The 13265-nt window shown below is 47.7% G+C and carries 13 protein-coding genes; 4 read left to right on the top strand and 9 right to left on the bottom strand.

The window, feature by feature from the left end:
- Window positions 1-34: 34 nt before the first annotated feature.
- From NIES2104_RS12500 to nfi, 5 genes are all read right to left on the bottom strand, one after another.
- Window positions 35-733 (bottom strand): hypothetical protein, encoded by a 699-nt coding sequence (locus tag NIES2104_RS12500; protein WP_156426941.1) that lies wholly within the window; start codon window positions 731-733, stop codon window positions 35-37.
- A gap of 140 nt (window positions 734-873) precedes the next feature.
- Window positions 874-1275, bottom strand: a complete 402-nt coding sequence (locus NIES2104_RS12495) for a type II toxin-antitoxin system VapC family toxin (RefSeq protein ID WP_058998516.1) — start codon at window positions 1273-1275, stop codon at window positions 874-876.
- Entirely contained in the window at window positions 1272-1481 is a 210-nt protein-coding gene (locus NIES2104_RS12490) for a hypothetical protein (RefSeq protein WP_058998515.1), read from the bottom strand. The genes NIES2104_RS12495 and NIES2104_RS12490 overlap by 4 nt, the downstream gene beginning before the upstream one ends.
- Before the next feature lie 148 nt (window positions 1482-1629).
- Window positions 1630-1995 (bottom strand): hypothetical protein, encoded by a 366-nt coding sequence (locus NIES2104_RS12485; protein ID WP_072218059.1) that lies wholly within the window; start codon window positions 1993-1995, stop codon window positions 1630-1632.
- Between the two features lies 1 nt (window position 1996).
- On the bottom strand, window positions 1997-2656 hold the full coding sequence (gene nfi, locus NIES2104_RS12480; RefSeq protein WP_058998514.1) for a deoxyribonuclease V: 660 nt from the start codon (window positions 2654-2656) through the stop codon (window positions 1997-1999).
- Window positions 2657-2721: 65 nt separating this feature from the next.
- Here nfi and NIES2104_RS12475 point away from each other — a divergent pair, with 65 nt between their 5' ends.
- A complete protein-coding gene (locus tag NIES2104_RS12475; RefSeq protein WP_058998513.1) occupies window positions 2722-4971 on the top strand; it encodes a bifunctional serine/threonine-protein kinase/ABC transporter substrate-binding protein in 2250 nt (749 codons plus the stop codon).
- A gap of 1 nt (window position 4972) precedes the next feature.
- Here NIES2104_RS12475 and NIES2104_RS12470 read toward each other — a convergent pair whose 3' ends face one another.
- A complete protein-coding gene (locus NIES2104_RS12470) occupies window positions 4973-5326 on the bottom strand; it encodes a hypothetical protein (protein ID WP_058998512.1) in 354 nt (117 codons plus the stop codon).
- 578 nt (window positions 5327-5904) lie between these two features.
- On the opposite strand from NIES2104_RS12470, the gene NIES2104_RS12465 reads away from it, so the two are divergent.
- The 3 genes from NIES2104_RS12465 to NIES2104_RS12455 all read left to right on the top strand — a co-directional run bounded on the left by NIES2104_RS12465 (window position 5905) and on the right by NIES2104_RS12455 (window position 10029).
- Window positions 5905-6861, top strand: a complete 957-nt coding sequence (locus NIES2104_RS12465) for an asparaginase (protein WP_058998511.1) — start codon at window positions 5905-5907, stop codon at window positions 6859-6861.
- A 71-nt stretch (window positions 6862-6932) separates the two neighbouring features.
- Window positions 6933-8822 carry an ABC transporter ATP-binding protein gene (locus NIES2104_RS12460; protein WP_058998510.1) on the top strand — a complete coding sequence of 630 codons (1890 nt, stop codon included), beginning with the start codon at window positions 6933-6935 and terminating at the stop codon, window positions 8820-8822.
- An 82-nt stretch (window positions 8823-8904) separates the two neighbouring features.
- On the top strand, window positions 8905-10029 hold the full coding sequence (locus NIES2104_RS12455; RefSeq protein WP_058998509.1) for a glycosyltransferase family 2 protein: 1125 nt from the start codon (window positions 8905-8907) through the stop codon (window positions 10027-10029).
- Here NIES2104_RS12455 and NIES2104_RS12450 read toward each other — a convergent pair.
- The 3 genes from NIES2104_RS12450 to NIES2104_RS12440 are packed head-to-tail and all read right to left on the bottom strand — an operon-like array spanning window position 9988 to window position 13265.
- Window positions 9988-10773: a class I SAM-dependent methyltransferase gene (locus NIES2104_RS12450; RefSeq protein ID WP_058998508.1), complete on the bottom strand. Its 786-nt coding sequence runs from the start codon at window positions 10771-10773 to the stop codon at window positions 9988-9990. The genes NIES2104_RS12455 and NIES2104_RS12450 overlap by 42 nt on opposite strands.
- A 3-nt stretch (window positions 10774-10776) precedes the next feature.
- Window positions 10777-12069: a glycosyltransferase family 2 protein gene (locus tag NIES2104_RS12445; RefSeq protein WP_058998507.1), complete on the bottom strand. Its 1293-nt coding sequence runs from the start codon at window positions 12067-12069 to the stop codon at window positions 10777-10779.
- On the bottom strand, window positions 12066-13265 hold the full coding sequence (locus NIES2104_RS12440) for a glycosyltransferase family 2 protein (RefSeq protein ID WP_058998506.1): 1200 nt from the start codon (window positions 13263-13265) through the stop codon (window positions 12066-12068). The genes NIES2104_RS12445 and NIES2104_RS12440 overlap by 4 nt, the downstream gene beginning before the upstream one ends.

Here is a 13265-nt window from a genome sequence, read left to right as displayed (position 1 = left end):
ACCTGATAAAAAGCAGAACGAAGGACAAAGCGGTCTATTGTCCTTGACGCTGTGACTTTGTGAGTGTGCTACGAAACTGCCAAGTCAGAGATTCATCATGGCTGTGACAGGAGCATTGTCCACCACTAAGAAATCGAAGCGCCTGTGTAAGATGTTTTAGATCGTCGCTGCCCTGAAGTTTGTTGACTTGAGGATCATCGACTTTCACTTTCAATTCGTAAGTGTGACTATTGAAAGATAGACTGACAAAGATCACTTGCGGTGTCAATAAATTTGCGGCAGTGATTCGTAAAAATTCATCTGTTGCAACTAGAGTGAGTCTATGTTGTTCGATCGGTAAATGGATTGCAGTTTTCGGTAATTCTGCGGTGAAGTCGAGGTTCTGCGTTTTGGCTTGAGAATGCCAGCGATCGCGCCATGCTTCGACAAGATGATGCAGCGCGAGTCCTAGATCATCTTCGAGATCAAACGCAGAGAGTCGATCGCTTAATCCATGCAGCGATTCATAAAGATGATCAACTTGAGAAATCGATTGTTGGATAGCTTCAGGCTGACCACTTTCAAGCGATCGCCGCATCACAAACAGTCTTTGTAACAAGTCATTGCGGATCGCTTCTGCTTCGTGGTGAAGTCGAATCGAATGCTGCCGATACCACCAACGCAGCGATCTCTGTGCCCCCATATAGGACATAATCACTCCAACTACAATTAACCCACAGGTGACATCTAGCACAGTATCTCATCTGAGTGTGTTCCTGAATGAGTGTTCTATCTTCCTAATCTAGAAGCCGTGAACGATTCAGGGTTGGTGAATTCTTGCCTAGTATCTGACAGAAAGCGGTCAAGCAGTTTGCACTTTTCTGCAATATCGAGTCACCAAATCGTTTGAATGGTTTGAAGTTGTCGAATTCTATGATCGCGGGTCACAAGTGGCAAGCTTAGATGATAAGCGGTTGCGGCAATAATGCGATCGGGCATTTCGGGAACCGTGGATCGATCAATTTGTTGAATGGCAAATGCGATCAATTGATCCAGTGCCGCGATTTTAATGCCTGCGTCTTCTGCTGAGAGTTCGACTTGCAATCGCTCTAGGATTGATGCAGGAATACGATCGCGTTCTACTAAGTAGCAAATCTCGACGAGTGAAATGGCAGATAAGTAAATGAGATCGCCTAAGTCAGACGCACCATCTAGAACGGATAAAGCAGTTTCTGATAATTCTTGTGGTCGAGTAAGATACCAAATAATCGTATGAGTATCCGCAACAAGGTTCATGAGCCAAAATTGCCCCACATTTCTTGTCGAGCCTGAGCAATGTCGGCTTCGCTCACCGTCACTTCTAAATCAGCACACAATCCACGGAGTTTTCGACGGGAACGTTTTTTCTGATCGCGTAGCGTCCGTGTGAACTCTAACACCGCCTGCTGCTGTTCAAGAGACAGAGAACGCACATTCGTTAAAATCGCTTCTTCTAGCTGCATCGCTCGTTTCTCAAGAGATCTCTTCTATTTTACAGATTTCGCCTCAAACAAAACCCCGTGTCGAGACGGGGCAAAAGACGCAGTTAGGAGGTATCTGATAATCACACTATCCAAAGAAATATTAGAACTTCCAGTTCTTAAGACGTTCTTAACGTCTGAAATTTGGAATCGGATCAGTGATTCCGCGAAATGACCCCGGCTTTCCACTCGCTACCCCAAACGCATCCCTCGGCGGCTTGAAGAAGCTACACACCACTTCAGCCGTTCCATCTTGTTCAAATAGTTCTAGAACTTTGTTATCTTGCACAGCAATCTTTTTGCGACAATCGTAGACTTGCATCGGTCTGACTTCGCCATCAACTTGAACTTTGGCGCGGTATTCCCAGTAGTTTTTGGCACTGCGCTTAATTGTGAGAATGCAAATTTCACGATCGTTCATTGTCCGGCAAGTTGCGGCTTGAACCGGAAAGGCAATACTAATCAATAAAAGCATCAATAAAAATAATCGTTTCATGTCAACCGCTGGCAAGTTTGTGAGCATGTCTGGTCGTTTCAGGTAATCGGTATTTTGTGGTGCAGCCCATCACATATGCGATCGCACTTTCTAAACTAATCCGATGCCCCGAAGAAATATACAGCGGATTCGTTTTCATTCGCGTTCTCAGAACGGCTCCGATCGTTTCTGTTTTGTGCAGCAAGGGAACCCAAGCCCCCCGCTCGTTTGGCACTTCCGAATGCGTTCCAACGAGTCGAGATTTTGCAACGCCGATCGCGGGCAAGTTTGTCAAAATTCCCAGGTGGCAAGCAATCCCGAATCGTCTCGGATGCGCTAATCCTTGACCATCACAGAGCAGCAGATCAGGAACAGTTTTGACTTGTTCGAGGGCATCGAGTACCGCAGGCACTTCGCGAAATGAGAGAAAGCCGGGAATGTAAGGGAAAGTTGTCGGGCGACGAGCGATCGCATGATCACAAAACTCTAATTCGGGATACGTCAGAATTGCCACTGCTGCCCGTGTGATTGCGCCTTCTTCTTCAAATCCGACATCGACACCCGCGACGTAATTCACTGCACCAAACTGATCTTGAGTGATGACTTCTTGACGAAGTTCTTGCTGAATAACGATCGCATCTTCTGCGGTGAGTGCCCAGTCGTGGCGTGATTCAATTTTCATGACTCTCATGTGTCCCGAATTTAGCGATCGACCTACAATGCACATTATCGCTTTCCAGGGTTGCAATGCTAGGACGACTTCTTGATGCCAGATACAAAATCATTCAGGCTCTAGGCTCTGGTGGCTTCGGGCAAACGTATATTGCAGAAGACACCCGCCGCCCTGGAAATCCTCGCTGTGTGCTGAAGCATTTGAGCTTTGCTTGCCAGGATGAAGCGATTTTGCGTCAAGTGCGTCGGATGTTTTACGCAGAGGCGGACACCCTGGAAAAATTAGGTCGGCATGACCAGATTCCGCAATTGCTCGCTTATTTTGAGGAAGATAACGAGTTTTATTTAGTTCAGGAATTCATTCAGGGACATCCTTTAAGTGATGAATTGAGCGGCGGTCAGAAATTATCAGAATCGCAAGTGATCGAGCTTGTGGAAGATGTGACTCGTGTTTTAGAGTTTGTGCACGAACATGGAGTGATCCATCGGGATCTGAAGCCTGAAAATCTGATGAGACGCGATCGCGATCAAAAGCTCGTTCTGATCGATTTCGGAGCCGTGAAAACGATCATTGATACCTCTCTCGCGGATACTGCTCCTCAAACTCAGATGAGCGTTCCGGTCTATACTTCCGGCTATGCTGCCAGCGAACAATGTTTAGGACGACCCAGATTTAATAGCGATTTGTATTCGCTTGGAATGATTGCGATTCAGGCATTAACTGGAGTTCGCCCGTCGCAATTTGCACTTGATCCCAAAACTTACAGTATTGTCTGGCGCGAACACGCAGTGCAGCAAGGCTCACGAGCAAAAGTCAGCGATGATTTTGCGGCAGTACTGGAGAAGATGACGCAGTTCCATTTTAACGATCGCTATCAATCCGCATCCGAAGTAGTAGCAGATCTCAATCAAGTCAAGTCTTCGATCTTTACGCAAGTTCCGCTGTCAAAGATCGATCGCCCGCGTCCGCGTCGATCGCAAAACCGTCTCAAATTTGCGGCACTTGGACTAGGAGTAGCTTCGATCGTGGGAGTCTCATTCTGGTCACTCACTCGCAACGATCCGCCACCTGCACCGATCGAGCAATCTCTACAACCTGTGAGTCTCGGAGAACTCTCGCTAAATCCGCTGTCAAATGCGCCTTTGAAGCAAGCCGCGATCGACGAAATGAAAAGCGAAAATTTTCCCGCAGCGGTGAAACTGCTAGAGAAAGCACGACAAGCGGATAAAGCTGATCCAGAAACGTTGATTTATCTAAACAATGCTCGAATTGGCAAAGAGCAAGCTTTTACGATCGCAGTTGTCGTTCCCATTCGCACCCAACCGCAACCGTCGATCGAAGTTCTTCGCGGAATTGCTCAAGCTCAGGATCGCATCAATCGCACCAAAGCGATGAAATTGAGAATTGCGATCGCGTCCGATGATGCAAAACCGGAATTAGCAACCGCGATCGCGTCCCAACTCGTGAATGATTCAAGCATTCTAGGGGTGATTGGACATGGAACCAGCGACACTACCTATGCAGCGGGCAAAATCTATCAAGCAGGCGAACTGGTTGCGATTTCTCCAGTGAGTTCTGCCAAAGATTTATCGGGTTTTAGTCAATACGTGTTTCGCACGATGCCGAGTGATGAATTACCAGCGAAACAGCTTGCGGCTCACATGATGCAGAGATTGAAGAAGCGTAAAGTCGCGATCTTTTTCAATTCCAAAAATCGCTACAGTCGATCGCTGACCGATTCGTTCAAAGATGCACTTTACTACGGCGATAAAGGTCAAGTCGTTGCAGAAATCGATCTGAGCGATCCCGCGATCGAGATTGCCGAAAGTGTGAATCAAGCGATCAAAAAAGGAGCCGAAGCGATTCTCCTAGCTCCCAATACTGAATTACTCGATCGTGCTTTATTAGTCATCAACGCCAATCAAAAACGCTTACCGATTCTGGCAGGCGACGCGCTTTATTCCTCTCGAATTCTGACCGAGTTAGGAACGCTTGCAACCGGAATGACCATTGCGATTCCATCGGCGCAAACTCAGTTACAGAATTCACCGTTTGAGCAGCAAGCGCGATCGATTTGGGGTAGACCCGCTCAATGGCGATCAGCGCTCGGTTATGATGCCACCCAAGCGATGATTGCCGCACTGCAAAAAGCACCAACCCGCAACGGCATTCGAGCGACGCTTTCAATCTCGAATTTTGCGGCAATTGGCGCTGTGAATCCGGTTCGATTTACGTCAAACGGCGATCGAGAAATGGCAATTGCCCTGGTGCAAGTGACTCCAGCAAAATCTGGGCAATTTACATTTCGAGCGATCGCAAAGTGAACTATCTCACAGGCTGAACGACGGGTGCAGGTGCAACTGGAACCGCTTGATTTTGCAGCAACAATTGACGACGCTTGAGAAAATCTGCGGTTGCAGCATCCAGACTTTCACGTTGCTGTTGACGGAAGGTTTCAGAATCGACCGTCGGGTTTGACACGCGCTGAATCAGATCCATCAACCCGCCAGTCGGATTGTCGCCCCGATTGTTAAACAGGCTATTGAGCGAATCTTGAGCTTGAGGATCACGCAGCAAATCTGCACTACTGGGGACTTGTTGGGCTTGAGACGGTTGTGAAACGGCAAATGCAATCCCCAATCCTGCGATCGCTCCGAATGCAAACGCTTTCTTAGACATGACTGTGACTTCTCCAAGTGTTGCTAATCGTTATTCTGCCCTAACGATTTCATTTTACCGATGACGGCAGGTTTTGAAAAATTCTTCCATTTGCTCTCCAAATCAGGCAAATCAAGAATTTTCAGTGTTTTGGCTGAAATGGTGCACTCAGAAATCTGTCACAAGACAGATAGGAGATAGGGGGAACCCATGAGATTCTATAGGGGTGTGAGGAGCAACTTTGCAAAACCCCTTGAAGTCGAAACACGGACAGACGCTCAAGGGGTTTTGTTTTGGAAAGAATAGACTTCTGCGTGAACGCTCTTAGAGGGTGTTTGAACAGTCTTTTCGCTTCTATCGCCTCCCGCCCTGAAATGAATTTCGGGCTAACCGTAGAAAGTCTACTGAAGTAGACTCAGAGGCAGTTTCAGGTTCTTAGTCCATTGGAAATGGACTTTCGTCGATTAGCCCGAAATTCCATTTCAGGGCGGGAGGCGCAACCAACGATAACTTTTCAAACATTACTCTTAGGCACAGTCGTTATTGCGATTTTTAACGCGAGTGAGCCGCCTTCATGCGGGTGTGTTAGATTGCTACTCATGACTAGGGGAAGAAAAATTCAAGCCACCGCAGAACTTGAAGTCCGGTTACTGCGCGAAGGGATCACAGAATCAGTTCATCACGCTCAGGCGGTCATTTGTGACGATCGTGGACGCTTGCTTTTATGTGCAGGTAGCCCCGAAACCGCAACATTTGCTCGATCCGTCTTAAAGCCATTTCAAGCGATCGCAGTCACCGCATCCGGGACACTAGAGCGATTTAACTTAAGCGATCGAGATTTAGCGATCATTTGCAGTTCGCATCGCGGCACGATCGAACAAGTCCGCCAAGTGTTCAACATTCTTTGGCGCTCAGATGTTGATCCCACTGCCCTTCAATGCCCAATTCCCGACGGCAAACAAAGTCGTCTGCAATATAACTGCTCTGGAAAACATGCTGGAATGTTAGCCGTTTCTCAACAGCTCGGCTACCCGCTCAATAACTATTTGCACTACAATCACCCGGTTCAGCAATTGATTCTGAGCAAACTGGCAGAACTGCTGAAAAATCCGGCTGAAGAGTTCATTCCCGCTCGTGACGACTGCGGCGCACCGACGTACTTTATGCAGCTTCGTCAACTCGCTTGGCTGTATGCTCAACTGGCATCAGGCGGAAACTTAGACATGGAGCGAATTCTTAGAGCCATGACGCATCATCCGACGATGGTCGCAGGTGAAGGAGAATTTGACACCGAACTGATGCGGCTCACCGAAGGCGAACTGGTCAGTAAAACAGGCGCAGAAGGTGTTCAGTGTATTGGTCGGGTTGGCGAAGGAATGGGACTAGCGATCAAGGTGATGGACGGCGCGAAACGGGCGAAATACGCGATCGCAATTCATGTCCTGCGCCAAATGGGTTGGATTAGCCCCTCGATCGCAGAAAATCTCGCGGAAACCTACATCACACTCGGACGCTACAAACGATTAGAAGTTGCGGGCGATCTGTCAATGCTTTAGTGCATCAGGAACCTTACGACGTGCGATCGCGTTGCTAGAATTAATCATCTCCTCCCTGACTTGCCAAACCTATGAGCGCTACCATCCTGAACGTCCGTAACCTTCAAGTTCAATTTAAGACCGATGAACGAGTGGTAAAAGCGGTTGACGGCATCTCGTTTCAAGTGCAAAGTGGACGAACACTCGGAATCGTAGGCGAATCAGGGTCAGGAAAATCTGTCACCTCGCTGGCGGTGATGCGATTGATTCCAAATCCACCGGGACGAGTAACAGGCGGCGAGATCTGGTTTCAACCCGAAGAGGCTCAAGAACCGATCAATCTCCTCGCCCTGCCCGAAAAGCGAATGCAGGCATACCGAGGCGAGCAGATTTCGATGATTTTCCAGGAGCCGATGAGTTCGCTCAATCCGGTGTACACCTGCGGATTTCAGTTAGTCGAAGCCATTCGACAGCATCAAGACATTTCGCAATCTGAAGCGCGACGGCAAGCAGCTTCATTACTTCAAGAAGTTCGAGTGCTGCCCTCGGATGAAGAACTAAAGGGGCGTATTCTCGAAGAGCGCGATCGCAGACCGAGCCAAACCGAACTCGATCAAGAAATTAATCGCGCTAAAACAGCAATGCTCGATCGCTATCCGCACGAACTTTCTGGCGGACAATTGCAGCGGATCATGATTGCAATGGCGATCGCGTGTAATCCCACGCTCTTAATCGCAGACGAACCGACCACAGCCCTTGATGTCACAGTACAAGCTACGATTCTCGATCTGCTGCGAGAATTACGCGATCGACGCGGCATGGGCATGATGTTTATCACACACGATCTCGGTTTGATTGCAGAAATCGCCGATGATGTCGCGGTGATGTACGAAGGCAAAATCGTAGAGTATGGCTCGGTTCTAGACATTTTTGCGAATCCGAAACACCCGTATACAAAAGGCTTACTGACTTGCCGACCTCAGCCCGATCGACGGTTGCGATTCTTGCCGACGGTTTCGGACTTCATGGATGTCTCAATGCTGCCAACTGGAGAGAAACTCATTCAGGCAAAACGGCGCGATGTCGATACGGCACTAGCGGAAGCGGAAGAAGTGAGCGAAGCGGAATTTGCTCAACGCTTGAAAACGCTTCAGCAAAAAGAGCCTTTGGTTTCGGTTCAAAATCTACAAGTGGCGTTTCCGATTCGTGGTGTGTTTGGTCAAACGAAGCGCTACACGATGGCAGTGAATGATGTTTCGTTCGATGTGTATCCGGGTGAAACACTCGGACTGGTGGGCGAATCAGGCTGCGGTAAATCGACTTTGGCACGAACCTTAATTCGATTGATCGAACCGAAACAAGGCAAGATTTTCTTTGAGAAAGAAGACATTCTCAAGCTCTCAAAAAATCGGGTGCGTCAATTGCGGCGCGATGCCCAAATTATTTTCCAGAATCCTTACAGTTCACTCGATCCAAGAATGAACATTGGCGATGCGGTGATGGAACCATTGCTGATTTATGGACGAGGCAACCGCAAAGAATTCAAAGAACGAGTCGAGTATCTATTACAGCGCGTTGGACTCGATCCGAAATGGATCAATCGCTATCCGCACGAATTTTCGGGAGGACAGCGGCAGCGGATTTGTATTGCTCGATCGCTTGCCCTCAATCCCAAATTCATTATCTGTGATGAATCAGTTTCAGCCCTTGATGTCTCAGTTCAAGCGCAAGTGTTGAACCTGCTGAAAGAATTACAGTCTGAATTCGGCTTAACCTATATCTTCATCTCGCACGATTTGAGCGTCGTGAAATTTATGAGCGATCGCATTATCGTCATGAATCGCGGCAAGATCGAGGAAATCGGCACCGCTGATACAATCTATCGAAAACCACAAACGCCGTACACCCGTCAATTGATTTCGGCGATTCCGATTGGATCAATCGATCGCATTCGAGAACGGCAACAACAGCGATCCGCCTAACTCATCAATGCTTCATCCTTAGATAGATTTGACTCTCGCGAAAGTAGGTTTTGATCAAGCTGAATTCGTGTGAAACATACTCATGATTTGCAATTCGCTGGTATCGGTGATTATTCCGGCTTACAACGCAGAAGCCTTTATTGGGCAGACATTAGACTCGGTTTTGGAGCAAACTTATCAGGATTTTGAGATTATTGTGGTGGATGATGGTTCGGGTGATCGAACTGCCGAAATCGTAGAATCATATGCTCAGCGCGATCGCCGAATTCGGTTAATTCGACAAGCAAATTCAGGAGTCGCAGCCGCTCGAAATCTAGCCATTGAAGCCTCAAACGGTGAGTACATTTCCCCGATCGATGCGGATGATATCTGGTATCCCGAAAAGCTCGAAAAGCAAGTTCGCTGCATTGAAGCCGCTGATGAAACCGTTGGATTAGTCTACTCGTGGTCGGTTTATCTGAACGAAGCTGGAGAAATTATGGGTCGATACATTGCTGATCAGGATTTCACTGCTGCTGAAGGTCACGTCTTTAACGGATTGCTGTATTTTAATTTTCTAGATAATGCTAGCACTGCCTTGTTTCGTCGAAGTTGTATCGATCGCGTCGGTGGCTATAACTGCAATCTCAGAGCGCAAGAGGCTCAAGGTTGCGAAGATTGGGATATTTATATTCGTATTGCTGAACAGTATTCTGTGCGCGTGGTGCCTGAATATCTAATCGGATATCGGCAGTATGTCGGGAGCATGGCAACGAATGCTCCCGTGATGGCGAAATCCTATGAAGTGATGATGAGCGAGGTGCAACAGCGCAATCCGAACATTCCCGATCGCCTTTGTCGCTGGTCAAAAAGTACCTTCTATAACTATCTGATCGGGAAAAGCTATGTGAGCGGCGATTATCGGAGTATGTTTGTTTGGGTTGCTCGCTGTTTGAGTGTCGATCGCGTCGTGCTTCTGCGTCCCGGACTCTACAAGGTTGTATTGTTTGCGATCGTGAGTTTCATCACTCGCCCCTTCACTTTGCTCGTTTGGAAAGACCAACGAGATTGGCTGAACTTTGTGCAGCAATTTAAGCGATCGAGATCAACAATGACGATCGATGAGATTAATCATCTGACAACTCAACAACAGCCAGCGATTTGGCGACCTTACGATCGCGTTCTTTTATGGCGATGGCGACAAATCATGCAAATGTCCGAAAAGTAACCCAGACGATTTTTGCCATGCGGACGCGGTTTCTGTGCCTTTTGATTCTGGACGATGCAGTGCATAGCTCAACCAAATCATAGGACTAAGTAACGTACAGAGCGATCGCTGAACTCGTCCTGGTAACTTAGAAAACGCAATGTCATGTCCAACCACAGTCACCGGATTGATAAACGTGGCAGAACCTTGGCAAGGAACATCAATTAACGCGGTGAGGTCAGCTAAAGTATATCCGCGTCGAACATGACCCCATTCTGCCATCACTTCAGATTCAGCCGGACAAATTGGCTTCATCAGCGCATAGTAAGGAAATTGCCAGTGCTCATTCGGAGTGCTAACCAGCAGAAATCCATCGGGGCGCAAGACTCGGAACGCTTCAGCGATCGCGCTTTTATGATCCGGGATGTGTTCGAGCACATCAAACATTGTGACCGCATCAAAGCTTTCATCGTCAAACGGTAGCGCAGTCGCATCGCCACAAATAAAGCGAACTTGAGCTTGCTGATTGCAAGGCGCAGCAGCGTATCGGGGATCGAGATCGAGATTAGTAATTTGCGATCGCGGATACAGCAATGCGGTGAGTCCACCCTGACCGCCCCCGACTTCGAGAATCGTTTCAAAAGCTCGATCGGGTGCAATGCGATGAATTGCCCGCATTTTCTCACGGTAGAAGAAACCTTGAGTCAAGGGATGAGGAAACGGATTTCGAGATAAAAAGTCTGGTAACGCTTGTTTATACATCATCGATTACTCATGATTGGTATTGCTTCGAGATTGCCGATTTTGCCAATAAAACAATAGTCCAGCTAAACAGCCTCGAATTTCGGCGCTTAAAATCTCAGCGGGAATTCGGCTTCGATTTAATAGTTGCGCGATCGTTCTTCTCAAATAGTATCGAGGCAATGCAATTCCCAATCGACGCAGATTGCCCCAATGTCGATAGTGCTCAAACTGAATCAATAAAGCCGTCACATGACCCCGCATATACTGATACATCTGAGATTTGAGACTCGCTAAATCGGTTCGATGCGTGTGAAAGACGACCGCTTTCGGTTCATAGTAACAGTGACCTCCTTCGGCTAAAATGCGATACCACAGTTCAGAATCTTCGCTACAGCCCGATCGACCTGCGCCCAATCGCTGATCAAATTCCCCGACTTTCTCAAATATACTGCGACGAAATGCCATATTTGCCCCTGCGCCCATTCTCCAAACAGGAACTCCTCGCCCCTGCATCGTTTGAAAAAACGCTGAATCAAACTCTTTTGAGCGATATCCCTGACCGAATCCACCAAAGCTTTTTTCAAACAGAAATTGCGATTCGGTTTCAAGCTGAGTGGGCAACACTAATCCGGTAACTGCCAGGATGCGGGGTTCAGAAAAGGCTTGTTGCAGTCGGGCTGTCCAGTGAGGATGAACGGCAACATCATCATCGGTAAAAGCAAGAATGCTGCCGCGACTTTCTTGAATCCCTCGATTTCGAGCCGCACTCAAGCCCGATCGCGGTTCTTTCACATATCGAATGTTCGGCATTTGAGCCACAATCTGATAAGTGGCATCAGAACTCGGTGCATTATCAATGACTAAAACCTCGAACGGTGGCGGATCGAGGGCTTGAAGCGATCGCAAACAATCTTTCAGAGCATGGGGACGATCGCGGGTACAGACAATCACCGAAACTGAAGATTCTGTCGGTAACGTTACAGTCTGCGATCGCATCAATTCCAACGGTTTCTCTAACGCTAAGACCTCCGTTAGATCTGGTGGAATTGTTTTAGGTGAGTCAATCGGTAGCTCTCCTTGAAAGCCTGTTTTGAGTAGATGCGAACCAACAGAAGGCGCGATCGCTTGCAAAATTAAGTTTCTCAACTCAGAAGCAACCATTGGTAACTGAGCCATTTGAAGCTCTAAATGTCCTAAAGGAATGTTTGCCCAAAAGATGACAAGATACAGCCCCTGATAGTGATCGTTCGCGTTTAAGTCAGGAATCGGATCACTCAGATCTAGATGCAAAACTTTCCAGGGCTTAAACGAATTCATACCGATTGCCTCCGGATCTCTTCAATGCGCTGCTGCGATCGCGGATATTCGCCCAACAATCCCCGAATCCCGCCCCACATTTCCGCCAAAATCATAGTTGCGGGTAACGGATGCCGACCAAACCAGCTTTTGATCAATTGCTTACTTTGATATTGGAACCACCATTTCACCAATCCCTGAAATTGACTGCGCTGTGAAGGATCAGATTGATATGACTTGGCGACAAATGCCATCAATCCCAACCCCCAAGACCAATATTGGCGACGCAATTTTTCAGATTCTCGACGATGTTGGTGATACACCAAATACTGTGGCTCATAAACAAGAACATTGTTCGATCGAATAATCCGATAGAAAATATCCAAATCACCACCCCCCGGAAGCGGCGCACCTGTATCTAACGCTTCATCGAATCCGTCCAGTTTCAAGAGAATGTCCCGTCGAAATGCCATATTACACCCTGCCCCGAAAATACCTGCCCCACAGGGATACAGCGAATTTCCGGGCAAAATTTGACCATAGCGAATCTTCTCAAAACCGCGACCAAACCCGCCTCGACTTTCAAATAAAATCTGAGATTCAGTCTCCAGTTCATACGGTAAAACTAATCCCGTCCATGCTGCGGCATCTGGATTTTCTGCCCAAGCGGTGATCAATCCGTCTAACCACAATCGATCGACCACAACATCATCATCCAAAAACGCCAGTAGTTCTGTGTTTGCAACTTCTAAAGCACGATTTCGAGCAAAGTTTAGACCTGCTTTCGGTTCTTGGACATATCGAACCGTGGGCAGAGTTGCAACTAGCTTCTGAGTGCGATCGTCACTCGGTGCATTATCAATCACAACAATCTCAACCTGATCAGACTGCACCTTCAAAAGCGAATTCAAACAACGAGCTAATTGCTCCGGTCGATCTTTAGTACAGATTGCTACGGTTAAAGATGGACGATGAGAAATTTCTAGGCTTTCCCCTTCATCGCGAATTGCTTCTTGAAGTATTTTTGCACTCAGCTTTTGGGCAATCCAGGACGCGATCGTATCTGCATCAATCTGAGGCTGATCCCAGGGCTGCATCAAAAAACCGATTGCTCGATCGTATCGTCGCACAATCAAGCCGACCCCTGTATCGCGTTCAGACAGCGTTAAGGTCGGTAAAGGTTGAGTGACTTCAATCTCGTGAATTGAATAAGGCAT

Origin of the sequence: Leptolyngbya sp. NIES-2104, from assembly GCF_001485215.1 — a bacterium.
Classification (GTDB): domain Bacteria; phylum Cyanobacteriota; class Cyanobacteriia; order Leptolyngbyales; family Leptolyngbyaceae; genus Leptolyngbya.
Note: the sequence above shows the minus strand (reverse complement) of the source record. Positions and strands in the feature narration are given on the sequence as shown.